Here is a 22,358-nt window from a genome sequence, read left to right as displayed (position 1 = left end):
AGGTTTAAATGTTTTAAAATGTTTTGCAGATGTCTTTAGATTCACACATAAACAGAGTCACCATAAGTAATACAATAGTTAATATACCTATCACAAGAAGATGGAAAGTAAGCTGTTTGGTGAACTGAATTTTACTGCTTTAATGAAGTAATGGCACGGACATATAACCAGGACTTGGGGCAGGTCTTGAACCTAATTGGTTTTTTGGCTATCATTTAGTATACTATCCGATTGGACAACGTAATTGTTATCCATCAAATTTAACTCAAGAGGACAGACGCATCCGATGAAAAAATTCAAGTTTCCCAAGTTCAAGATTCAGAAGGCTGAGCCACAGCAGCTTACCGAGCGTTTGCTTTTAATCAATCTATACTTTACACAAGGTCTGACACTGATTATCGGAGTTGTGTGGATCTTATTGCAGAAACGAAACTTGTTGGATGTACTCGCATGGCCTGACAATTACCAATTTATATGGTGGGGTCTGGGTCTTGCAGGAATAATGCTTGTTATGGACTTGGTACTGTCGTATGTTATACCTCAGGAAAGCATGGATGACGGTGGAATTAACGAGATGTTGTTCCGTGGGCGTCCGATCTGGCACATTGTATGTATAGCAGCCATTGTTGCTGTGTGTGAGGAATTATTATTCCGTGGAGCCATCCAACATGCCATCGGTCCTTACTGGACAAGTATTTTATTTGCAGTTATCCATATTCGTTATTTGCGCCACTGGATTCCAACAGGCTGGGTGTTTGTCTCAAGTTATGGATTGGGTTGGATTTACTTGCAGTCCGGCACATTATGGGCGCCTATATTATGTCACTTTATTATTGATTTGGTGTCCGGATTAGCGATACGTTTTCGGAGGGGATCATGAATCAGCCATTAAGTAGAATGAAGACATATGGCAGTCAGCGCCATCGTCAATCGGATAAAAAAGAGAAATCCGAGCGTCAGGTGGCTTCTCAAGTAAGCATCGTTGCTGAAACGGCAGCAGCTGCTGAGGTTGGCGGAATCACACCAATTACTTCCGTTTCTTTACCTAGATCACAGCGCAAGCCTTATACAGAAAAACTGGAAAGTCCAGTACTTCCTCAAAGGGCACCATCACGCTCCAAAAAAACGCCAAATTCAACGGAAGAATCGATCCCCGAAGCGGGTTCGCTTCCTACACGGACAGAATTACATCCTTCACGTCGGTTAAAATTGAGCAAGAGGTTTGTGAATTCACTCATTTTTATTTTTGTCATGTTAACGATTAGTCTGGTTTGGTGGGGGGTTGAAGGGGCACCCGCTCTGAATACGTTCCTTCCCTTGCCGTGGTAATGCTTTTACTCGCAGGTTTAATCATTTTGATGGGAGTTTTACTACTTTTTCATATGTGGCGTGAAGCCCATATTCATCTAATGATTGAAGAAGAGGTTGAAGTGCCTCATCTGCCAACATCCTTTGACGGGGCTAAGATTTTGTATGTATCCGACACGCACAAGCGCAAGCTGAAGCAGAAGAATCTGGCAAACGTTAAAAACAAAGTGGACTGGGTTCTCATCGGTGGGGATGTTGCGGAAAAAGGAATCTCATGGTCTTTAGTTAGACATAACATGAAAATTTTATCGAACATTGCTCCTTCATTTACGGTGTATGGCAACCATGACAAGAGGGCTGGTACCGCTCAACTTGCGCGAATCCTTCGGGAATCGGACGTTAGGCTCCTGCAGGATAATGTAGAATATCTGCAAAGGGGCAACGACAGATTGAGCCTGATCGGCATAGACTATCGTTCCAAACAGGGCGATGTATTACTACAGCAGATCGGTAACCGTTTTTGCAAAATTGCTATCGTTCATGATCCTTTGCAGGCCCTTCGCTTGGAAGAAAATGCAGATCTTATTTTAAGTGGTCATACACATGGCGGACAATTGGTTTTTCCATTTTTCGGACCTGTGTTCCTGAGCAAAGCGTATCGTCCGGTATCGAACGGGTGGTACTCCCTGAAGCGAAGTCCGGAGGACATTCACCAAGAAGGCAAAATGCTTGTTAGCAGAGGATACGGTACAAATCATCTTCCTCTCCGACTAAGTTGTCCTGCGGAGATGCATATCATCACGTTAAGAGTGCCCGCGGAAAAAGCACTCACAGAGAAACAGCCTTGATCCATTGGATCAGGGCTGTTTTATTTTAATGCGCAAAATTACAATTTAACGAGCTTCCAATTCAATTGCACGCGGATCAACAAAGGAATAACCTTTCTTTTCGAGCTTGGTCAGCAACTCATCCAATGCTTCAACCGTCCATGGCAACTCATGCATCAAAATATTGCTTCCGGGATTTAACTGATCGAGTACATTTTGGATGACTTTTTCCGGGTTGTCTTTGGTGCTTTTATCCCAATCGAGAGAACCATTAGACCAAGTCATATATAACATGCCATTTTTCTTCACAGCAGCCTTCAGTGCATCATTTCCCGACCCAAAAGGTGGACGGAAGAATTGCGGTTCCTCACCAATGGTATCCTTCACTATTTTTTGGACATCTGTAACCTGTTTTGCCGCCTCAGCGTTGGACATTTTTTTGAGATCCTCATGATCCCAGGCATGATTGCCTACAATCTGACCCCGATCATGTATGAGTTTGAGTAATTCCGGATGGCTTTTCACCCGATATCCATTGACGAAAAATATCGCTTTAGCGTTATGTTTATCTAAAGTGTCGATCAGTGAAGTAATCATTTTTTCTTCTTTGGGTCCATCATCAAAAGTTAACAAGACCACTTTGTTTGGGCTCGCTTCATCGTTTGGTTTAATATAATAATTTTCATTCATATGATACGTCTTTTCCACTTTCTCTTCTGTAGAAACCTTCTCCGAAGATTCAGGTTCTTCTTCTGTCACAGTTGAATCTTCCGTTGAAGGCTCGGGCACACCAGTTCCGGGTTCTCCTGTTTCAGTTGGGTTAGAGTTACCTTGCTCTTCTTGAACCGTGGTAGTTGATTCGCCCGCTGGTGTGGAATTATCAGATGTTTTTTCTTCTGCTGTCCCACAAGCTGACAGCAGCAAACTTGCAACAATGATCAATGCGGCGGTATGTCTAAACATGATTTCAACTCGCTTTCCTGTATTTATACGGAATGAGATCGCTCACTACCGCAAACACTAAATATGATTTTAACACTTGAAGGAGGTTGGTGTAATGAAGACGTCATCCTTTTTTTGGGGCATTGTCATTGGTGTTGCAGCCAGTTCATGGCTGTCCAAAGGCAAATTGCCCATGATGTCATCGGGTTCATCAAGAAATATGATGGATCAGGCAAAACATAAGATGATGGAAATGACTTTCCCGGGTATGGACGGGTTCACAAGCAAGCAAAATCAACATGGTGAATCCCACAAAAATCCGGCAGCAAAGACAGCAAGAGCAATCACACCGCAGGAAAAAGAAGCGAATATGAGCATGCTCAAAGATTTTATTCGCACCAATCCCGATGTGAAGCATGAAGTTGAGCAAATTTTAAGCCAAACAAACACAACAGTACCGGGTTTATAAACCAAAACCTCCAATTAGAATCATCCACAGTCTTGATTTGCTGTGGAATGATTCTTTTTTTGTCGATTTTACTTCGTGCATTTAGAGGTATAAAATGATAACATAACTACATAGATTTATTTTCAGCACATATTGTTTTGTGCTTCATAATCTGTTATAAGACTTGCTTATAAAGGGGAGATCCTGTATGAAAATAGAACGACTAAGTCACGATAAGATACGGATTTTCCTGACCTTTGACGATCTGAGCGAGCGCGGAATACAAAAAGAAGATATGTGGCAGGAAATACCTAAGGTTCATGAACTGTTCACTGAAATGATGGATCAGGCCTATTCCGAACTTGGATTTGATGCCACAGGTCCACTCGCTGTCGAAGTATTCGCACTTCCCGCTCAAGGGATGGTTGTCATTGTCACACGTGGAAAATATGATCCGCAACAATATGGTTTAGGTCATGAAGATGATCTTCCTGAAGAAGTATATGAAATGGAAGTTACACTCGAGCAAAGCGATTCCATTGTTTATGCATTCAAGGACTTTGAAGTGCTCATTGAAGCTGCACATATGTTGCGTCAGCATGTTACGGATGCTGGGAGACTTTATTCCTATAAAGACAAGTGGTTCTTGCATTTGGAGCCAGATGAGGTAGATTCCACCAAACATGCGGCATTGATTGCCTTGCTTGCTGAATTTGGCGAAGGCTCCTCAGTTACTCCAGCAGTCATGGAAGAGTATGGTAAGGTTGTTATTCCTGCACAAGCGATTGATGTTATCTGCACCCACTTCAAACGCCAGGATTAATCTCTAGTTGTAATCGCGTCTTTAGTCAGAGGAGGGAATTTCGGTGCTTTTGTTTTCGGTCTTAGCGGCAGCAGTTGCTCCGGGTCTCGCCTTGTTAACATACTTTTACCTGAAAGACCGTTATGATTATGAGCCACTTCATATGGTACTGCGGGTTTTCCTCATGGGTATTCTGATGGTACTGCCTGTGATGATTATTCAGCGTGGCATGATGATGTGGCTCGGGGATAATCCTTATCTTGAGGCCATTATGATCTCAGGTGGTGTGGAGGAATTCGTTAAATGGTTCGTACTTTATCATATCATCTATAATCACACCGAATTTGATGAGCCGTATGACGGGATCTTATATGCAGTCGCTGTTTCACTTGGATTTGCCACTGTTGAGAATGTGTTGTATGCCTTTGCGGGGAATGCATCCGTCTCAGCCATGTTCCTTCGGGCACTGCTCCCTGTTTCAGGGCACGCTATGTTTGCGGTAATCATGGGTTATTATATGGGTAAAGCCAAGTTTATCGGTGGTAAGAAAAAGCGGTGGTATCTGGTTCTTTCTCTGGTGTTACCTTTTTTCTGGCATGCATTGTACGATGTCATCATGAACACCATGGTGAATCATTGGTTGTGGTTTATAGCGCCGCTAATGGCGGGCCTGTGGTATGGGGCAATGGGTAAAATCACACGAGCTAATAACCGTTCTCCTTTTCGTTTTGTGAAGCGGGAGGAAGAGGTTAAATTATAAAAATACGGACACACTGGTGGACATAAAGCGCATATTGCGCCTATGACTCCGGTGTGTTTTTATTTTTACAGATAAACTCCCGGGGAATGACCGACAGAAACGGAGATCGTTGTGATGAGAATTAAAATTAAAATCAGATGCAAACAATGCGGTGAACGATTTACATTACGAGGCAAGAAAGATCGGGGCCGGATTGAGACGGGATTCAAGCAGTGCCTATGTGATAACAGAGACCAGTTCGAAATTGAAGAAGAGGGCATGGCAACTGGGGTCCAGCTGAATTAAAAGGAGGACCCAGACAGTACTTTAGCAGCCTGCTTGTGTAAGGACTGGAAATCGCATGCATAAGAGATCTTTCTTCGATCCACAATAGAGGTAGTGGTTTAGAAGAAAGGAGACTCTACCGATGTATAAACGATTAAGTTCAGTTATGTTTCCGATATTTGCGGTTCTACTGGTCGGTGCGCTCGTGTGGGGCTATCAGGAGAATCAGGAGAAGAATGCAATTCTGATCAAGGCAGAGAATCAATATCAGCGTGCCTTTCACGATTTATCTTTTCATATGGACAAATTGCATTCGGAGATTGGTAACACCTTGGCAGTTCACTCTACATCACAGGGGATGCATCGCAAAGGTCTGATGAATGTATGGCGACTCACCAGTGAAGCGCAGAATGAGATCAACCAACTGCCACTCACCATGCTACCATTTAACGAGACAGAGGAGTTTCTCTCGCGTATTTCCAACTTTGCCTATCGGGCGTCGATGCGTGACTTGACGAACGAACCGCTAAGTGAGAAGGAAATGGGCAACCTGAAAAAGCTGTATCAGAATTCATCCGAGATTACCAAGAATCTGCAGGATGTGCAGCAGAAAGTCCTGACGGACCGATTGCGCTGGATGGATGCAGAGACTGCCATGGCAACACAAGAGCAAACCATGGACAACACGATCGTTGATGGTTTTCGTACTGTAAACAAAAAGGTACAGGAATACCCGGAGCTTGATTGGGGTCCTTCCGTATCCAACATCTATGCAAAACGATCAGTCAAGAAACTGGACGGCTTGCCGGTGACCAAAGAACAGATTCAGAGCAAGGCTGCAAAATTCTCTGATGCGGATCGTAACAAAATTCAAGTGCAGGAGAACGGCAAAGGAACAGACTGGGAGTCCTACACTGCCACGATTGATCATGCCAACAATGGCAAACTGATGATGGATTTCACCCGTAATGGCGGAATGCTGATCTCTTACAGTGATACGCGTCCAATCGGAACCAAAAAAGTGTCTCGTCAGAATGCCATGGCTAAAGCAGATCAATTTCTAATGAACAAAGGCTATAAGGATATGAAGGCTGTAAACTACGATGAATATGGTAATCTGGGTAACCTTACTTATGTGCGTAAGCAAGGGGACACCTTGATTTATCCCGAGAAAATGTCAGTTCGTGTAGGTTTGGATACAGGCGAAGTAACCGGCTTCCAGGCGAGTGACTTTGTTTACGAACATAATGACATGCGCAAAATTCCGAAAGCAACTCTTACGGAGCAACAGGCGCGGAAAAAGCTTAATTCTGAGTTCGAAGAAAATTATGTTCGCAAATCCCTGATTGAGAATGATTACAGCAAAGAAGTATTGTGTTATGAATTCGGAGGGAAAATTAACGGTTCTCGTTACCGGATATACATTAATGCGAATACAGGAATAGAAGAAGCGGTTGAAGAGATCAAACCGGTCAATGCAACCTCATAAAAAGATGGATAATTTGAATTTGAAGTTGAGCGAATAACTGCGGCAGACCACGATGTGGTCTGTTTTTTTCTTGTTCAATGTGAGAAAGGTCATGGTATAATAGTCCTTGTACATACGAAGATAAATACATAAAGTGGCGGTGAACAGCTTGTTTCCGAAAATAAATGAAATTTTATACATCCAGATTGCTTCTGCAGATGAAAAAGAGGAACACAAAGAGTACAAATCACGCATTGCAGATATGGATGACAGCAGTTTTCTGATTGAGGTCCCAATGCAACAAGGAAGCAGCCGTCTGAAAAGGCTCTTTTTTGGAGAGGAATTGTCCATTTCATATATTACGGAGGATGGGGTCCGGCATTATTTTAATACCTATGTCACGGGATTTGAGGAAGATGTGGTCCGTCTTGTCCGTATCCGCAAACCGCTTCCGAGCGATATATCCAAAATACAACGGCGCAGCTTTCTTCGTGTTCATGCAAACCTCGAATTGGCCATCCAGAGTGAAGATCTGACCCGTGCCGTCGGATTGACTGAAGATATTGGTGGCGGTGGATTGTCCATCTACGGCGAAACAGGTTTTTCAATAGCTGAAGGTCAAAAATTGAAATGCTGGTTGCTGGTTCCCTACCGGAATTCAACCATTGAACATGTGAATTTTGAAGCTGAAGTTGTGCGGATCAAAACCCTGGAAACCGGCAGACAGCTATGCATGCTGAAATTTGTGCAGATTTCAGATTCGGAGCGCCAGAAAATTATCAAGTTTTGTTTTGAGCGGCAACTTGACTATCGCACGAAATAGGAATGTTGTGGCATAAAGAGAGGGAACTGCGGGTACCGTAATGAAAAAAACGGAGGTATTGCCTTGAATCGTCGTCATGCAACCCACAGATATGAACGACTTTATTATGTTTTCTCCAGGCGAATGGAACGAAAGGTTACGATTCTGATTACAGTCCTTCTAATCCTGCTTGTGGTATATCAATTGCTGCTGTTGGTACCAGGCTTCAAAAAGAATTTGACCACCATTGACCGCCTGGAAGGAACGCCAATTGAAGTGCAAACGATGAATGATTACAAACGTCGTTGATTTGTCTGTTTTTGCATCCATGTGTAGAGTGTGGTATAATTTTCACGATGCAGGCAATGCCTGTTTTTTTATTGAGGTTTATCGTTTGAGGAGGAATGCCCCGTTGGCAAGCCAGAACACATCAGAGAACGGGAAAATGAACGTTGCAATTGACGGACCTGCCGGTGCCGGGAAAAGCACGGTGGCCCGATTGGTTGCAGAGGCGCTCGCGTATGTTTACGTCGACACAGGCGCAATGTACCGTGCGGTAACCTTGCATATGCTTCGGAAAGGTATTACACCGGAAGATGTGACACAGGTACTTCAGGAAGCCCAAAAGCTGGTCATTGATTTACAACCGGATCCCGACGGACAGAAAGTGTTCTGTAATGGGGAAGAAGTAACCTCGGAAATCCGCTCCCGTGAAGTGACGGGAATCGTGTCCCGATATGCGCAAATCGAGGGGCTGCGTACGCAATTAGTGGATACTCAGCGGCAAATGGCTTTGCGCAAGGGCGTCGTCATGGATGGACGCGATATCGGAACGACAGTATTGCCCGATGCGGAAGTGAAAATCTTCATGACTGCCAGTGTGGAAGAGCGTGCGCTTCGCCGCTTCAAAGAACTGGACCCCTCTGAAGGACTGACGTTGCAACAGCTGGAGCGAGACATTGCCACCCGTGACAGATTGGATGAGAATCGGGAAATTTCCCCATTGCGTTGTGCTGAGGATGCTATCGTCCTTGATACAACGGAGATGAACATTCATGAAGTGGTTGACAAAATCGTATCTTATTGCACAATGGTCAGAGGAGAGATCGGTCTATGATTTACACATTTTGCAGCACATTACTGCGGATCATTTATACCATTCTTTTCCGCTTGGAGGCCGTTGGACGGGAGAATATTCCGAAAGAAGGCGGCGTACTTTTATGTTCCAATCATATTAGTAACTTCGATCCTCCAACCGTTGGTATCAAACTTCGCCGTCAAGTACGTTTCATGGCCAAAAGCGAATTGTTTGACATTCCGGTACTCGGCCGAATTATTAAAGCCGTGGGCGCTTTCCCCGTTAAACGTGGAGGTGTCAGCAAGGAATCCATCAAAACCTCACTCAATATTTTGCGTGGTGGCCAAGTGCTTGGAATCTTCCCCTCGGGAAGCCGTCACAATGATGGAGGTATCGGCAAAAAAGGGGCAGCGAGTTTTGCTCTCCGCAGTGGCGCTACAGTTATTCCTACTGCTATTATCGGTAACTACAAAGTTTTTCGTAAGATGAAAGTTGTATATGGAGCACCAGTAAGTTTGGACGAGTTCAAGGAAGACCCATCTGGAGAAGCTCTGGAGAAGGCGACTGAAAAGATTATGTCCAAGATTAACGAAATGGTGCAAACGGGCGTGCCAAGCAAGTAATGGCTTCGTCAGTAGCTGAGTGCATGTTTCCATATTTTTGAGGGAGACTAAAGTTTGAGCACTCAGTGATGAAAGTGTTTTGAACTCTGCTACAGGCAGGTTTGAATATAATGGGGTTTTTGAATTGAGGAGGGTATTTGACATGTCGGAAGAAATGAAAAATCAAGAAGCAACCCAAGATGAGTTGGATCAATTCGTTTCCTTGAAAAAAGGAGATACCGTAAAAGGAACCATCGTCAAATTGGAAGATAACCAAGCCTATGTGAGCATTGGATATAAATATGACGGTGTCATTCCAATTCGTGAACTGTCTTCATTACATGTTGACAGCGCGTCTGACGCAGTAGAAGTTGGACAAGAAGTTGAAGCTAAAGTTCTTAGCATCGACGACGAGAAAGAAAAACTCGTTCTGTCCAAACGTGCAATCGACAGCGAAAACGCATGGGATCAATTGCAAAAGCATTTTGAAGACCAAGACGTATTCGAAGTTGTTGTAGGTGATGTTGTTAAAGGCGGTCTGGTAGCAGACGTGGGCGTACGTGGATTTATCCCGGCTTCCATGGTTGAACGCCATTTCGTTGAAGACTTCAGCGACTACAAAGGACGCACACTGCGTGTTAAAGTGAAAGAGATCGACCGTGAGAACAACAAAGTGATCCTTTCCCAAAAAGACGTACTGGAGCAAGAATTCGAAGCAAACAAAGCTACAGTAATGGCTGGTTTGCAAGAAGGTCAAGTGATCGAAGGTACAGTACAACGTTTGACTCAATTCGGTGCATTTGTTGATGTGGGCGGAGTTGACGGTTTGGTTCACGTATCCGAGCTGGCTTGGACACACGTTGAAAAACCATCCGACGTACTGTCTGAAGGTGATAAAGTTAGTGTGAAAGTGCTGAAAGTTGACCCTGAAAAAGGCAAAATCAGCCTGAGCATGAAAGCTGTTCAACCAGGTCCTTGGGAAACAGCAAGCGAAAAATTCAATTCCAGTGATATCGTAACAGGTGTTGTAAAACGTCTGGTAGACTTCGGTGCATTTGTTGAAATCGCTCCTGGTGTTGAGGGACTTGTGCATATCTCGCAAATCTCCCACAAACACATCGGCACTCCTCATGAAGTGCTGAAAGAAGGACAAGAAGTTCAAGTTAAAATCTTGGACATGAACCCTTCTGAGCAACGTGTAAGCTTGAGCATCAAAGAAACAGAAGAAGCTCCAGCTCAACCACAAAAATCAGAAAGACCTTCAAGAAACAACGCTCCGCGTGAAGAAATCAACAATCCAAACGTTTCCTTGAACAATCAAGGTATGAGCACTACGCTTGGCGAACTGTTTGGAGACAAACTCAGCAAATTTAAATAAGTTAACAATGCATGGTTCTAAGTTATATACTGCATATTTTGCTGAATAACAAAAGCAAGATCGGCGAGCCCAAGGCGGGTTCGCCGATTGTTTTTATTGCGAGTAATTTGGCATGAAACGTTAGCCAAGATATATCTTTTTTGCTATGATGAGTATCGTAAGTATGGACAGGAGGAGTGGAATGTATGGCAAGACCCGTTGTGGCAATTGTCGGACGACCGAACGTGGGTAAATCCACCATTTTCAATCGGATCATCGGCGACAGACTGGCCATTGTGGAAGACAAGCCGGGCATTACCCGTGACCGCATATATGGAATCGGTGAATGGAACGGTAAACCATTTAGTATCATTGATACAGGTGGTATCGAAATTGATGGTGAAGATGTAATCTTAAAATCGATTCGGATGCAAGCAGAGCTCGCTATTGAAGAAGCGGATGTTATTGTATTCATGTGTGATGCAAAAGCAGGTATTACGCAATCGGATGAAGAGGTAGCAGAGATGCTCTACCGCTCAGGCAAGCCTATTGTTGTAGCCGTTAACAAAGTGGATAATATCGGACGAAGTGAGCTCATTTATGAGTTTTATGGATTTGGTTTCGGTGATCCCATCGGCGTATCCGGAAGTCACGGTACAGGTGTAGGTGATTTGCTTGATGCAATTGTGGAGAAGTTGCCAGAACTTGAGGAAGAGACTTACGATGAAGATGTCATTCGTGTAGCTCTGATCGGACGTCCTAATGTGGGTAAATCTTCACTGGTGAACGCTATTCTGGGTGAAGAGCGTGTCATTGTAAGTGACGTGGCTGGAACGACCCGGGATGCGATTGATACACCTTTTGAAAAAGACGGCCAACGTTACGTGCTGATTGATACAGCAGGTATGCGTAAGCGTGGTAAAGTATATGAAACAACTGAGAAATACAGTGTAATGCGTGCGATGCGTGCGATTGAGCGTGCAGATGTTGTTCTGATTGTCATTAATGGTGAAGAAGGCATTATTGAACAGGACAAGCATATTGCAGGATATGCATTCGAAGCTGGTAAAGCGTCATTGTTTGTTGTGAACAAATGGGACGTGGTAGAGAAGCATGACAAAACGATGAAAGAGTTTGAGAGAAAAATTCGGGATCACTTCCTGTTTATGACTTATGCTCCGGTCGTATTCTTGTCAGCCCTCACAAAACAACGCTTACAAAAACTGTTGCCGGTTGTGCAACGTGTTGCAGAGCAACACACGTTACGTGTGCAGACACATCTGCTTAACGATGTGGTGTCTGATGCGGTTGCAATTAATCCTCCGCCAACAGATAAAGGACGGAGAATGAGAATTAACTATGTGACTCAGGTTGCAGTTAAACCGCCGACCATGGTTATTTTTGTGAACGACCCTGAGTTGATGCACTTCTCATATGAGCGCTACCTGGAGAATAAAATCCGTGCAGCGTTTGATTTCGAAGGAACACCAATTCGCATATTTACTCGGAAGAAGTCCGACGAAAGTTAGGGGAGAAGTGTGTGATTTTACAAATCGCAGCGATTGTACTGAGTTATCTGCTCGGTTCGATCAGCTTTAGTGTCCTCCTTGCCAAAGCGATACGGGGGATCGATATTCGTCAGCACGGAAGCGGAAACGCGGGAGCTACCAATACATTGCGTATTTTGGGTAAAGGACCGGCAATTGCTGTTCTGTTACTTGATGTACTTAAGGGTGTTGCAGCTGTATGGATTGGAATCTGGCTGAGCGACGGTTCTGCCTGGACTCCTGCACTCAGTGGTATAGCAGCCATTGCAGGACATAACTGGCCGCTTTACTTCCATTTTCGTGGAGGAAAAGGCGTTGCCACAGCCATTGGTGTTTTGGTAAGTCTTGCTTTCCTGCCTGCGTTATGTGCTGGGGTGATCGCCATTCTGTCTATTGTATTGACACGCTATGTTTCATTGGGGTCTCTGATTTTTGTAGCATTTACACCCATCTTTATCATGGTATTACCCGGATATTCAATGAATATCTTCTGGGGGAGTCTGATTATTTGTCTGTTTGCGTTCTGGAGACATCGTACCAATATTGCGAAGCTCGCCAAAGGACAGGAAAATAAATTGGGATCGAAAAACCCTGGAGGGGGTAAACGAGTTGTCTAAAAAAGTTGCTGTTCTGGTCGCTGGGAGCTGGGGAACAGCTCTCGCCAGTGTACTCGCCGCCAATCAGTTGGATGTGATGATGTGGACACGTGGTGAAGACCAGGCTAACGAAATCAATAACAAGCACACTAATACTCGCTATCTTCCGGATGCGGAGCTTTCACCACGGATTCAAGCAACAACTGATATGGAAGCTGCGGTGGAAGGCGCTATAGCTGTGTTAATTGTTGCGCCTTCATCAGCCATGCGTGCAGTTACGAATCAGCTTAAGGCTTATTACAAGCCTGAGATGTTAGTCATTCATGCAACCAAAGGTTTTGAGACAGAAAGCCTCAAACGGATGTCCACAGTCATTTCAGAAGAGCTTGAATGTGAAGAAGGACGTGTGGTTGTTCTTTCTGGTCCAAGCCATGCGGAAGAAGTGGTGAAGCGTTGTCCAACGACGGTGGTTGTAGCTTCACTGGATAAGGCATCTGCCGAGTCTGCCCAAGCTTTGTTTATGAATGCTTATTTCCGGGTTTACACGAATCGGGATATGATCGGTGTTGAGCTGGCGGGCGCATTCAAAAATATCATTGCTCTTGGTGCAGGCATGTCTGATGGTCTTCAATTTGGTGATAATGCCAAAGCTGCTTTGCTAACACGCGGTTTGGCAGAGATCACACGTATTGGTGTTGAGATGGGAGCAAATCCGCTAACGTTTTCGGGACTTGCTGGAATCGGGGATCTGGTTGTAACGGCTACAAGTCAGCACAGTCGGAACTGGAGAGCAGGTTCCATGTTGGGCCAGGGACAGAAGCTGGATGATGTTCTGAAGTCCATGGGCATGGTGGTAGAAGGCATTCGAACTACGCAAGCTGCCTATTTCATCTCACAAAAATACGGTGTACAAATGCCAATTGCGGATCAGTTATATCACGTTTTATTCCAGGAGAGACAGCCGCGTGATGCTGTTGAAGCCTTGATGGGACGTGACCCGAAGACTGAAATGGAAGTCATGAAGCTTGAAACCTGGGAGCAGTGGCATTCCTGATTGTAATCAGCTTAAACGTACCTTGTGAAATAAGAAGCTTATTCACCTTTTCTGTAGCAGACTCATACTATACACATGAGTATTGCCGGAGGAGGGGAGACGAATGGGTAACAACATTTCCAAAGACGCACTGAATGCAATCAACAAGAAAACGGGTAAAACGATAACGGAAGGTGCCGTTAAGAAATTGGCAAGCACGGTGAAACCAACGACGATTCAAAATGAAGCTCAGTTGCGCCAATTGATCAAACAAGTATCCGCCATGGCGAAAGTTCCGGTATCTGAGGATACGGTTAAGGATATTGTGAGTGCGGTCAAGAAAAGCGGATTGAATCCGAGCAGTATGGAATCGTTAATGAAAATGATGATGAAAAAATAATAGATCACACCTGCATGTGCAGGTGATCCAGTAAGACAAAAAGACGAGTCGGCTTCTGCCGGCTTGCTTTTTTGTCTTTTTTTTGGAAAGTTGAGCTGAATTTCGTGTTATAATGGTTGCAATTGTCACAGTGTCAGTGATGAATATCGGACTGAAGGGGAGACTGCTGGATTATGAGCGCAATGGACAAGATGTGGCTGTCATTGGTGGCCATCCTCATTATGGGACTATCTGTATTCCTGATTACGTTTGCTCGTGCCAAAACAAAAGGTATTGTACGGGGGATTCTTTCTCTGATTGCATTTTTGATTATGCTGATTGGCTTTTTCGGTGGAATCGCTTCTCTGACCTGATTTCCCATGCCTGAAGGATAACATCCGCATAAGCACATCATAAGAACTGACACAATGAACACGGATGAGGGGAGTGTGAGCCTATGGGGCCGCATGATACGGAGGGTCGGACAGAGCGTTATCCGGAATTACACGCGGCTTTGCTGGAAACGGCCAAAGCCTGGAACACACAGCCACAGACATGGTTACTTGGAGGAAGTTGTGGGTTGCTACTTCAAGGGGTGGAGTTGCAACAGGCTCCGAGAGATATTGATATCTATGCGGATGTTGCTGCTGCTAAAGAACTTCACCGTAGCGCTCCGGGGGAAATGCTTGACGAGCCTACAGTGGATAAGACAGGACCGTATGCTTCTCTGCTGAGCCACTATCAGGTGGGTGAATGTGCGCTGGAACTGGTTGGTGGTTTCGAAATATGGGCTCGCAAAAGTTGGTACCGTATTGAGATTGAACATGTACTTGCTCCGCATGCACCAGTAGCACAAGTGGGTTCATATAGCCTGCGACTGATGCCGCTTGCGCATGAGCTTTTGTTTAATCTGCTACGAGGTCGTGAAGATCGTTATGTCCCCATTGCGAAACAGATGCGCGAGCAGCCAGATGCACATCAACCTATAATGATGCTGTTAAGTCAACAGAATGTCTGGGCAAGCCACTTCAGAGCCGAAGTGGAAGAGCTTGTTGGCTTTACATGGCCCCAGTAGGTTGAGGGAGGAAAATGATGGACTATAAAGTTACTTTTTTACCTATGAACAAATCGATAGCGCTCAAACCAGGGGCAACACTTCTGCATGCAGCACGACGTGCTGGAGTCAAGATTACGACCCGATGTGATGGCAAAGCGGCTTGCCTGATGTGCAAAGTGAACGTGGATGAAGAACATCGGACGGAACTGTATCCACCAACAGATGCAGAAAAGCGCAAGCTGGGTTCACTGTTGGAAGCAGGTACACGACTGTCCTGTCAGGCCAAGGTGTGTGGATCTCTATCGGTTCATGTTCCAGAGGACCCGCTGAAGGCAGCCATTCGGAAACAACTGGAACGTCAACAACAGGAAGACGACTGGTTCTGAGCGTTATGACATTGATTCTCTAATGAGTTATTCAAGGAGGACACGAATGATTAGGAACAAGCCAAAATGTGTGGAAGGAAGCGGACAGCAGCGTCTGAAACATCAGACGGGCGGTCTGCTGTTATTCCTGTTGTTTGCTTTTACAGCAAGTGGTTGTATGTATCCATCCCAGAGTAATTCGGACCCTAAGATAGCCTATCGGGAAAGCGTGAGCCGTATCCAGAGTGCGGTCGAGGCATTCCAGCAAGATGAGGGGATTTTGCCAATCATCAATGCAGATATGGAAACGCCAAAATATGAAAAGTTCAGAGTGGATCTGCCCAAGTTGAAACAACTGGGGTATCTGGATGAAATACCGGGGACTGCTTTTGAAAGTGGTGGGAGCGCTTACTTCCTTATTCAGGACGAAGAAGTGAATCCGACCATTAAAGTGATGGATCTTCTGACCGTACAGAAAGTAAACGATGTGCAACGAATGGTTAATCAATATAAGTCCGTACATAACAATAAGCTGCCAAGCGGGGAAGAACTGTATCCGGGGTTATATGCTGTGAATATGGAGCAGGCTGCTCAGGCAGGTACTCCTTCCATTACGCTGAATAGTGTATATTCAGGTCAGGCGTTACCGTTTATGATGGATGACGAAGGCAAGGTCTATGTAGATTATGCTTTTGATATTATGCAGGCAGTGGAAAAGTCTGACGTGTCTCCAGCAGAGACTGAAGATGTTCGGGATTTGCTGGTGGAACACTCCTACTTCGTACCTGTAAAATCGGTTTTCTACGCTTGGAAAAATAATGCGCCGATTGCCCAGCCCGTAAAATAAGCATGGTTGCAATTCAAATGATTTAGCTGTATGACCACCATGGCTCTAATGGTTCAAAAAGAGATATTCCAAATAAGGGATATCTCTTTTTCTTTTGTCAGTATGAACAATAACCGTCATAAAAGCTTCGCGGATCACATAAAGTAGATTGAAATAAAGACGCGCAGTCCGAGATCGGGGGATTCTCCTAATGTCATCACCTTAAGATAAAAAAACAAAAATACGCGTCATATTGCCGCATACGGATACATAAGATGATACTAGTCCAATTGCATGTACGAGTTAACGCCGCTCTCGCCGGTTTCATCAGAATGCAACGTTCGGCGGCGGACGACTTCCGGGCACTCACAAAGGCGGCTCTACCGTTGCAGGGATTTCAGTCTTCTGATTGAAAAAACGAAGCGGATGCTCTTTAGCATTTTTCCTTCGGAGTAATTTAGGGAGGGGATTTCATTGGAGAAAGTGGACATTTTTAAGGACATAGCTGAGCGGACCGGAGGGGATATTTATCTCGGGGTTGTCGGCGCAGTCCGGACGGGAAAATCAACATTTATTAAACGATTCATGGAAACCATTGTGTTGCCAAACATCACTAACGAGGCTGACCGTGGTCGAGCGGTGGATGAACTTCCACAGAGTGCAGCAGGTAAAACCATCATGACTACCGAACCAAAATTTGTACCAAATAACGCAGTCCAGATCAAGGTGGCAGAAGGACTTGATGTCAATGTGCGCCTTGTGGATTGTGTAGGTTACGCGGTGGAAGGAGCCAAGGGATACGAGGATGAGAATGGTCCACGCATGATCTCCACGCCTTGGTTCGAGGAACCAATTCCGTTCCAGGAAGCCGCCGAGATTGGTACTCGCAAAGTCATTCAGGAGCATTCCACACTGGGTGTTGTGGTAACAACAGACGGCACAATCGCCGAAATTGCCCGCAGTTCCTATGTGGAATCCGAAGAACGGGTCATTGCGGAATTAAAAGAAGTGGGTAAACCGTTTGTCCTGGTCATCAACTCTACTCGTCCTCGCAGTGAAGAAGCCCTGCAATTGCGCAGTGAGCTTGCTGCCAAATACGATATTCCGGTGATGACACTCAGTGCAGCGACCATGACGGAAGATGATGTGACGGGTGTACTTCGTGAAGTGCTCTATGAGTTCCCTGTGCATGAAGTGAATGTAAACTTGCCGAGCTGGGTTATGGTACTCAATGAGACTCACTGGCTGCGTAGCAACTACGAAAATTCCGTACGGGATACCGTTAAGGACATTCGCAGACTTCGTGACGTGGATCGGGTTGTCGCACAGTTCATGGAATATGAATTCATTGATCGCGCAGGCCTGAGTGGCATGAATATGGGGCAAGGTGTAGCCGAAATTGACCTGTACGCGCCGGATGAACTGTATGATCAGATTCTCGTGGAAGTGGTTGGCATCGAGATTCGCGGTAAGGATCATCTGCTGCAATTGATGCAGGAATTCTCGCATGCGAAGAGAGAATACGACCGCTTCGCAGAAGCGCTGGAGATGGTCAAAACGACCGGATATGGCATTGCTGCTCCATCTCTCGCCGAGATGGCTCTGGATGAACCTGAGCTCATTCGTCAGGGCACCAAATTTGGCGTACGTCTGAAAGCAACGGCACCGTCCATTCACATGATCCGGGTTGATGTAGAATCTGAATTCGCACCAATTATCGGTACGGAGAAACAAAGTGAGGAACTGGTGAGATACCTGATGCAGGACTTCGAGAACGATCCGATCAAGGTATGGGATTCAGACATGTTTGGTCGTTCACTGCACTCCATCGTGCGAGAAGGTATCCAGGGCAAGATTGCCATGATGCCGGATAATGCAAGATACAAATTGCAAGAGACGCTGGGAAGAATCATTAACGAAGGTTCGGGCGGCTTGATCGCTATCATTCTGTAAAACATCAAAAGACCGTAAGGGGGCATCCCCTCGCGGTCTTTTTTACGTGATTTCTTTATTTTGGATGAAATGGATAGGAAGAATAGTACTTTCGAAAAAACTTAGCGAGTTTTAGCTTTAAATTGCTAAAACCCATTTACATACTAGGAATTAGCCGTTATATTAATATTCAACTATTGTGATCGAGATCACAGAGAGTGGACAGGGGGATACAGAGATGAAAAGAAAAGAGACTAAATGGGTATGGTTGAGTGTGTTATTAGTATTTACATTGGCGCTGTCCGCTTGCGGAATCAAAAAAGAACCGGCAGCCACTCCAGCTTCGGGTGCATCAGATGATACACCAAAAACGGAAGCAGTTACAGGCCCTCTAAGCGGCAAACGGATTGCACTTATTATGGAGTTTAATACAGGTACTTTCTCGCAGCAATATGTACAAGGTGTAAAAGAAGAAATCGAAAAATTCGGTGGAGAACTGACAACGTTTGTTGCCGATAATGACAAAGCAAAGATGGTATCCTTGCTTGATAGCGCTATTAACCAGAAGTTCGATGCCATTCTCACGGATCACGGTGATTCCCTATTAGAGCCAGGCGTGAAGAAGGCAGTAGAACAAAATATTCCAGTGGTTGTGTTTGACGCAGCTATCAGTGTTCCAGGAGCTACAGTCCTGTCGCAGGATGACCAGAAGATGGCTGAACTGACACTGGAGCAAATGAAAAAAGATATCAATGGACAAGGCAATATTGTCAAAGTATGGGTAGCTGGTTTCGCACCGATGGAACGCCGTCAGATTGCATACGGTGAATTCATGAAAGCAAATCCGGACATCAAGGAAATAGCAACATTCGGTTCTGCACAGAACCCTGCGCTGGATACTCAAGCCAAAATGGAAGCTATTCTCAAGCAATATCCAAAAGGTGAGATTACAGCTGTATGGACTGCATGGGATGAGTTCGCCAAAGGCGCAGCACGTGCCATTCAACAAGCTGGACGTGATGAGATCAAAGTGTATGGTATCGATATGAGTGACGAGGACCTGCAAATGATTCAGGACCCGAAAAATCCTTGGGTTGCTTCTGCGGCTGTGGACCCAACGGATATTGGTCGCGTCCAGGTACGTTATGCTTATCAGAAACTGAACGGGGACGAGACGGAAGATGCAGTTGTCCTTAACCCGGTCTATGTTCAACGTGAAGCTCTGCCAGATAAACAAATCTCCACTTCGGAGCTGTCAGAGTTTGTTGAAGGTTGGGGTGGTAGCACACAAGGAATCAAGGACTGGATGAGTGAATACGGAATTACTGCTAAATAAGCAGCGTATGGGAAGCGCGCCGCAAGGCGGGCTTTTTCTACCATAATGAAGATGAGCGAGTCTGGATGAGAAATGGGATACTCCCGTATGGGAACGATTGGAGGTTAACATCATGAGCACTGCACCGATACTGCTTCAAATGGAACATATCCACAAGCAGTTTTCAGGTATTCCTGCACTGAAGGATGTGGATTTCTCTGTAAAAGGTGGGGAGATTCATGCGCTGCTGGGTGCCAATGGTGCCGGTAAAAGCACGTTAATGAAAATTTTGTCTGGTGCCTATCCATTGGATCAGGGGACGATTCAATTGAGTGGACAAGCGCTTCATTTAAGTTCTCCGGGAGACGCAAAGGCAAGTGGGATTCACTGTGTCTATCAGGAAGTGGATGCGGCACTGGTGCCACAGCTGACGGCTGCGGAGAACATCATGCTGGATCAGTTGGCTTCATCTGCTGGAGGTTGGTGGAAAAGTCCACGGAAGCTGCAACAGCGTGCGGTTGAGGCATTGAAGCAATTAGGGGCGGACATATCCGTTCACCAAAAAGTGGCCGATCTGACACTTGCAGAAAAACAGATGATTTTGCTGGCACGGATTTTGATTCAGGATGCCAAGGTCATCATTTTTGACGAGCCTACTGCACCGCTGAGTCAGGAAGAAACGGATGCATTTTTCCGGATTGTACATCTGCTGAAGGATCGGGGCGTTGCCTGTATTTTCATTACCCATCGTCTTGCTGAAGTGACGGGTCACTGTGATCGCGTTACGGTTATGAGAGATGGGCAACACGTATTTACCGGTGAAGCAAAGGGACTGACGATCAACGATTTGGTTACACAGATGCTGGGCAAACCATTCGAAGAAGAATTTCCAAAGACGGAAGCGCCCGTGGGGGAGTTGCTGTTGGAGGCACGTGGGCTTCGTCGTGGAGTGAAGGTTAAAGGTGTTAACCTCTCTGTACGCCGAGGTGAAGTCCTCGCTGTGGTGGGTCTGGTAGGCGCGGGTAAAACGGAAAGCTCTCGTTTGCTGATTGGTGCAGATCGGCTGGAGGGAGGCGAGATCCGGCTTAACAACCGCAACCTCCGCCTGTCTCAGCCTGCGGATGCGGTGGCTCTGGGGATTGTTTCTGTACCGGAGGAGCGACGTAAACAAGGAATCCTGATTCAGGAGAACGTGGAACGGAATTTAAGTCTGCCTTTGCTAAGCCGTCTTAGTACATTAGGTTTCGTAAGCCGCAAGCGGGAACGTCTGAATGCAGAGTCATTGGTGAAACAGCTTGGAATTAAAACATCGTCCGTGAAACAGGAAGTGAAATATCTAAGCGGTGGTAATCAGCAAAAGGTAGCCATTGGTAAATGGCTTAATGCGGATGCGGATGTATTTATATTTGATGAGCCAACCAAAGGCGTAGATATTGGGGCAAAAAGTGACATTTTCCGCATCATTAATGAACTGGCTTTGGCGGGCAAGGGTGTAATCTATTTCACCTGTGAACTGGATGAAGGCATGGGAATTGGTGACCGAATCGCTGTCATGTGCGAAGGTGTTATTGTAAAAGAGTTCAAACGAGGCGAGACTAACCAAGAACAGCTGCTATACTATGCAAGCGGTGGACAAGAGGTGCAATCATGAAGGATAAATCATTGGATTTTGCGTTCCGTTACGGGGCGATTATAGTCATCATAGGTGTTATCGCATTTTTCGGCATTAAATTGCCTTATTTCTTTACGTACAGTAACTTGACCGATATTTTGGGCTCGATCTCTATCGTTACTTTTGTAGCGATCGGTGTTACGTTATCTCTCATTGTTGATGGATTCGATCTCTCGGTTGGGGCGACTGTCTCATTAACTACCGTCGTTACTGCTTCGTTAATGATTTGGTATCAACAACCACTAGCAATTGTAATTATTGTGCCACTAATCATTGGCGCTGTTATTGGTTTACTTAACGCTTTGCTCATTGTAAAATTGCGTATTCCGGATTTGCTCGCAACCCTTGCCACGATGTACATTATCGGAGGTATTCACAAAACGTATGCACAGGGCTATACCATTTACAATCACATGCAGTTCCCTGATGGGAGCAAAGCTGCGGGAGAGATGGACCCGACATTCCTGCTAATAGGGCAGGGTAAATGGCTTGGTATGCCGATATCGGTTATCATGCTACTTATTGCGGTAATAGGTGTGCATATCTTTTTGACGTATACGAAATATGGGCGCCAGATGTACATTACAGGTGGTAATGAGGAAGCTGCACGGTTGTCTGGAATCAAGGTGAAAAAGGTGCGTACACTCGCCTATGTAGCCGCTGGAGTGTTTGCAGCAATCGGGGGTATCATCTATGCCTCCAAAGTAGGATCTGGGCAAATCGATGCTGGATCACCGTTGTTAATGGAATCCGTAGCTGCAGTATTTGTCGGTTTCTCTGTGTTTGGTGCGGGTAAACCCAATGTCATCGGAACCTTCATTGGTTCGGTTCTGATTGGTGTACTTGTGAACGGTTTAACGATGATGAACGTACAGTATTTCACACATGATATTGTAAAAGGTGGGGTTCTCGTGCTTGCCTTGGCGGTTACATTTTACGTCTTAAACCGCAACCGGACTTGAAATTGTGGGCTGTCTG

At 45.3% G+C, this 22,358-nt stretch carries 26 protein-coding genes; 25 read left to right on the top strand and 1 reads right to left on the bottom strand.

Annotated elements, in window-relative coordinates; all coding sequences use genetic code 11:
- Window positions 1–286 precede the first annotated feature (286 nt).
- Genes EL84_RS25570 through EL84_RS25560 form a run of 3 tightly spaced genes read left to right on the top strand, consistent with a single transcriptional unit; the run spans window position 287 to window position 2,156 of the window.
- Window positions 287–880 (top strand): CPBP family intramembrane glutamic endopeptidase, encoded by a 594-nt coding sequence (locus tag EL84_RS25570; protein WP_036607728.1) that lies wholly within the window; start codon window positions 287–289, stop codon window positions 878–880.
- Entirely contained in the window at window positions 877–1,329 is a 453-nt protein-coding gene (locus EL84_RS25565) for a hypothetical protein (RefSeq protein WP_017687671.1), read from the top strand. The genes EL84_RS25570 and EL84_RS25565 overlap by 4 nt, the downstream gene beginning before the upstream one ends.
- A gap of 29 nt (window positions 1,330–1,358) precedes the next feature.
- Window positions 1,359–2,156, top strand: coding sequence for a metallophosphoesterase (locus tag EL84_RS25560; protein ID WP_235431630.1), 798 nt, complete (start codon window positions 1,359–1,361; stop codon window positions 2,154–2,156).
- Between the two features lie 45 nt (window positions 2,157–2,201).
- Here EL84_RS25560 and EL84_RS25555 read toward each other — a convergent pair whose 3' ends face one another.
- A complete protein-coding gene (locus tag EL84_RS25555) occupies window positions 2,202–3,098 on the bottom strand; it encodes a polysaccharide deacetylase family protein (protein ID WP_047843573.1) in 897 nt (298 codons plus the stop codon).
- A gap of 94 nt (window positions 3,099–3,192) precedes the next feature.
- Between EL84_RS25555 and EL84_RS25550 the strand changes: the two genes are divergently transcribed.
- The 22 genes from EL84_RS25550 (at window position 3,193) to EL84_RS25450 (ending at window position 22,342) form a co-directional block, all read left to right on the top strand.
- Window positions 3,193–3,546 carry a hypothetical protein gene (locus EL84_RS25550; protein ID WP_047843572.1) on the top strand — a complete coding sequence of 118 codons (354 nt, stop codon included), beginning with the start codon at window positions 3,193–3,195 and terminating at the stop codon, window positions 3,544–3,546.
- A gap of 187 nt (window positions 3,547–3,733) precedes the next feature.
- On the top strand, window positions 3,734–4,348 hold the full coding sequence (locus EL84_RS25545) for a genetic competence negative regulator (RefSeq protein ID WP_017687675.1): 615 nt from the start codon (window positions 3,734–3,736) through the stop codon (window positions 4,346–4,348).
- A gap of 43 nt (window positions 4,349–4,391) precedes the next feature.
- A complete protein-coding gene (gene prsW, locus EL84_RS25540) occupies window positions 4,392–5,087 on the top strand; it encodes a glutamic-type intramembrane protease PrsW (protein WP_017687676.1) in 696 nt (231 codons plus the stop codon).
- Between the two features lie 114 nt (window positions 5,088–5,201).
- Window positions 5,202–5,372: a hypothetical protein gene (locus EL84_RS32335; RefSeq protein ID WP_179087834.1), complete on the top strand. Its 171-nt coding sequence runs from the start codon at window positions 5,202–5,204 to the stop codon at window positions 5,370–5,372.
- 121 nt (window positions 5,373–5,493) lie between these two features.
- Window positions 5,494–6,840 (top strand): germination protein YpeB, encoded by a 1,347-nt coding sequence (gene ypeB, locus EL84_RS25535; protein WP_047843571.1) that lies wholly within the window; start codon window positions 5,494–5,496, stop codon window positions 6,838–6,840.
- A 148-nt stretch (window positions 6,841–6,988) separates the two neighbouring features.
- Window positions 6,989–7,642 (top strand): flagellar brake protein, encoded by a 654-nt coding sequence (locus EL84_RS25530; RefSeq protein ID WP_017687679.1) that lies wholly within the window; start codon window positions 6,989–6,991, stop codon window positions 7,640–7,642.
- Window positions 7,643–7,705: 63 nt separating this feature from the next.
- On the top strand, window positions 7,706–7,930 hold the full coding sequence (locus tag EL84_RS25525; RefSeq protein ID WP_047843570.1) for a hypothetical protein: 225 nt from the start codon (window positions 7,706–7,708) through the stop codon (window positions 7,928–7,930).
- Window positions 7,931–8,033: 103 nt separating this feature from the next.
- Window positions 8,034–8,738: a (d)CMP kinase gene (gene cmk, locus EL84_RS25520; protein WP_036607714.1), complete on the top strand. Its 705-nt coding sequence runs from the start codon at window positions 8,034–8,036 to the stop codon at window positions 8,736–8,738.
- Window positions 8,735–9,322: a lysophospholipid acyltransferase family protein gene (locus EL84_RS25515; RefSeq protein ID WP_047843569.1), complete on the top strand. Its 588-nt coding sequence runs from the start codon at window positions 8,735–8,737 to the stop codon at window positions 9,320–9,322. Before cmk ends, EL84_RS25515 begins: the two co-directional genes overlap by 4 nt.
- A 142-nt stretch (window positions 9,323–9,464) precedes the next feature.
- Window positions 9,465–10,679, top strand: coding sequence for a 30S ribosomal protein S1 (gene rpsA, locus EL84_RS25510; RefSeq protein WP_036607712.1), 1,215 nt, complete (start codon window positions 9,465–9,467; stop codon window positions 10,677–10,679).
- Window positions 10,680–10,864: 185 nt separating this feature from the next.
- Window positions 10,865–12,187: a ribosome biogenesis GTPase Der gene (gene der, locus EL84_RS25505; RefSeq protein ID WP_047843568.1), complete on the top strand. Its 1,323-nt coding sequence runs from the start codon at window positions 10,865–10,867 to the stop codon at window positions 12,185–12,187.
- A gap of 11 nt (window positions 12,188–12,198) precedes the next feature.
- A complete protein-coding gene (plsY, locus tag EL84_RS25500) occupies window positions 12,199–12,822 on the top strand; it encodes a glycerol-3-phosphate 1-O-acyltransferase PlsY (RefSeq protein ID WP_047843567.1) in 624 nt (207 codons plus the stop codon).
- Window positions 12,815–13,855, top strand: coding sequence for an NAD(P)H-dependent glycerol-3-phosphate dehydrogenase (locus tag EL84_RS25495; RefSeq protein WP_036607707.1), 1,041 nt, complete (start codon window positions 12,815–12,817; stop codon window positions 13,853–13,855). The genes plsY and EL84_RS25495 overlap by 8 nt, the downstream gene beginning before the upstream one ends.
- A gap of 103 nt (window positions 13,856–13,958) precedes the next feature.
- On the top strand, window positions 13,959–14,234 hold the full coding sequence (locus EL84_RS25490) for a stage VI sporulation protein F (protein WP_017687687.1): 276 nt from the start codon (window positions 13,959–13,961) through the stop codon (window positions 14,232–14,234).
- A gap of 173 nt (window positions 14,235–14,407) precedes the next feature.
- The gene (locus EL84_RS25485; protein WP_017687688.1) at window positions 14,408–14,587 is read left to right on the top strand and encodes a DUF2768 family protein; all 180 of its coding nucleotides are present in this window, start codon (window positions 14,408–14,410) and stop codon (window positions 14,585–14,587) included.
- 83 nt (window positions 14,588–14,670) lie between these two features.
- Window positions 14,671–15,288 carry a hypothetical protein gene (locus tag EL84_RS25480; RefSeq protein ID WP_047843566.1) on the top strand — a complete coding sequence of 206 codons (618 nt, stop codon included), beginning with the start codon at window positions 14,671–14,673 and terminating at the stop codon, window positions 15,286–15,288.
- Between the two features lie 17 nt (window positions 15,289–15,305).
- The gene (locus EL84_RS25475) at window positions 15,306–15,656 is read left to right on the top strand and encodes a 2Fe-2S iron-sulfur cluster-binding protein (protein WP_036607701.1); all 351 of its coding nucleotides are present in this window, start codon (window positions 15,306–15,308) and stop codon (window positions 15,654–15,656) included.
- Window positions 15,657–15,702: 46 nt separating this feature from the next.
- Window positions 15,703–16,482 carry a hypothetical protein gene (locus EL84_RS25470; RefSeq protein WP_047843565.1) on the top strand — a complete coding sequence of 260 codons (780 nt, stop codon included), beginning with the start codon at window positions 15,703–15,705 and terminating at the stop codon, window positions 16,480–16,482.
- A gap of 453 nt (window positions 16,483–16,935) precedes the next feature.
- A complete protein-coding gene (spoIVA, locus tag EL84_RS25465) occupies window positions 16,936–18,414 on the top strand; it encodes a stage IV sporulation protein A (protein WP_036607700.1) in 1,479 nt (492 codons plus the stop codon).
- 217 nt (window positions 18,415–18,631) lie between these two features.
- Window positions 18,632–19,729: a sugar ABC transporter substrate-binding protein gene (locus EL84_RS25460; RefSeq protein WP_036672016.1), complete on the top strand. Its 1,098-nt coding sequence runs from the start codon at window positions 18,632–18,634 to the stop codon at window positions 19,727–19,729.
- 112 nt (window positions 19,730–19,841) lie between these two features.
- Window positions 19,842–21,359: a sugar ABC transporter ATP-binding protein gene (locus tag EL84_RS25455; protein ID WP_047843564.1), complete on the top strand. Its 1,518-nt coding sequence runs from the start codon at window positions 19,842–19,844 to the stop codon at window positions 21,357–21,359.
- Window positions 21,356–22,342, top strand: a complete 987-nt coding sequence (locus EL84_RS25450) for an ABC transporter permease (protein WP_017687695.1) — start codon at window positions 21,356–21,358, stop codon at window positions 22,340–22,342. The genes EL84_RS25455 and EL84_RS25450 overlap by 4 nt, the downstream gene beginning before the upstream one ends.
- Window positions 22,343–22,358 lie beyond the last annotated feature (16 nt).

This window comes from Paenibacillus sp. VT-400 (genome assembly GCF_001029205.1).
Lineage (GTDB): Bacteria > Bacillota > Bacilli > Paenibacillales > Paenibacillaceae > Paenibacillus > Paenibacillus amylolyticus.
This window is presented reverse-complemented; position numbering and strand designations above follow the sequence as displayed.

What these genes read in the sequence shown, in the direction of transcription:
- EL84_RS25550 (WP_047843572.1), top strand. Translation starts at nt 3,193, where the DNA reads ATGAAGACGTCATCCTTTTTTTGGGGCATTGTCATTGGTGTTGCAGCC.
- EL84_RS25460 (WP_036672016.1), top strand. Translation starts at nt 18,632, where the DNA reads ATGAAAAGAAAAGAGACTAAATGGGTATGGTTGAGTGTGTTATTAGTA.
- EL84_RS25555 (WP_047843573.1), bottom strand. Translation starts at nt 3,098, where the DNA reads ATGTTTAGACATACCGCCGCATTGATCATTGTTGCAAGTTTGCTGCTG.
- EL84_RS25485 (WP_017687688.1), top strand. Translation starts at nt 14,408, where the DNA reads ATGAGCGCAATGGACAAGATGTGGCTGTCATTGGTGGCCATCCTCATT.
- EL84_RS25475 (WP_036607701.1), top strand. Translation starts at nt 15,306, where the DNA reads ATGGACTATAAAGTTACTTTTTTACCTATGAACAAATCGATAGCGCTC.
- EL84_RS25570 (WP_036607728.1), top strand. Translation starts at nt 287, where the DNA reads ATGAAAAAATTCAAGTTTCCCAAGTTCAAGATTCAGAAGGCTGAGCCA.
- EL84_RS25565 (WP_017687671.1), top strand. Translation starts at nt 877, where the DNA reads ATGAATCAGCCATTAAGTAGAATGAAGACATATGGCAGTCAGCGCCAT.
- EL84_RS25480 (WP_047843566.1), top strand. Translation starts at nt 14,671, where the DNA reads ATGGGGCCGCATGATACGGAGGGTCGGACAGAGCGTTATCCGGAATTA.
- der (WP_047843568.1), top strand. Translation starts at nt 10,865, where the DNA reads ATGGCAAGACCCGTTGTGGCAATTGTCGGACGACCGAACGTGGGTAAA.
- EL84_RS25515 (WP_047843569.1), top strand. Translation starts at nt 8,735, where the DNA reads ATGATTTACACATTTTGCAGCACATTACTGCGGATCATTTATACCATT.
- EL84_RS25545 (WP_017687675.1), top strand. Translation starts at nt 3,734, where the DNA reads ATGAAAATAGAACGACTAAGTCACGATAAGATACGGATTTTCCTGACC.
- EL84_RS25470 (WP_047843565.1), top strand. Translation starts at nt 15,703, where the DNA reads ATGATTAGGAACAAGCCAAAATGTGTGGAAGGAAGCGGACAGCAGCGT.
- EL84_RS25490 (WP_017687687.1), top strand. Translation starts at nt 13,959, where the DNA reads ATGGGTAACAACATTTCCAAAGACGCACTGAATGCAATCAACAAGAAA.
- EL84_RS25455 (WP_047843564.1), top strand. Translation starts at nt 19,842, where the DNA reads ATGAGCACTGCACCGATACTGCTTCAAATGGAACATATCCACAAGCAG.
- ypeB (WP_047843571.1), top strand. Translation starts at nt 5,494, where the DNA reads ATGTATAAACGATTAAGTTCAGTTATGTTTCCGATATTTGCGGTTCTA.
- EL84_RS25560 (WP_235431630.1), top strand. Translation starts at nt 1,359, where the DNA reads ATGGGAGTTTTACTACTTTTTCATATGTGGCGTGAAGCCCATATTCAT.
- EL84_RS32335 (WP_179087834.1), top strand. Translation starts at nt 5,202, where the DNA reads ATGAGAATTAAAATTAAAATCAGATGCAAACAATGCGGTGAACGATTT.
- rpsA (WP_036607712.1), top strand. Translation starts at nt 9,465, where the DNA reads ATGTCGGAAGAAATGAAAAATCAAGAAGCAACCCAAGATGAGTTGGAT.
- EL84_RS25450 (WP_017687695.1), top strand. Translation starts at nt 21,356, where the DNA reads ATGAAGGATAAATCATTGGATTTTGCGTTCCGTTACGGGGCGATTATA.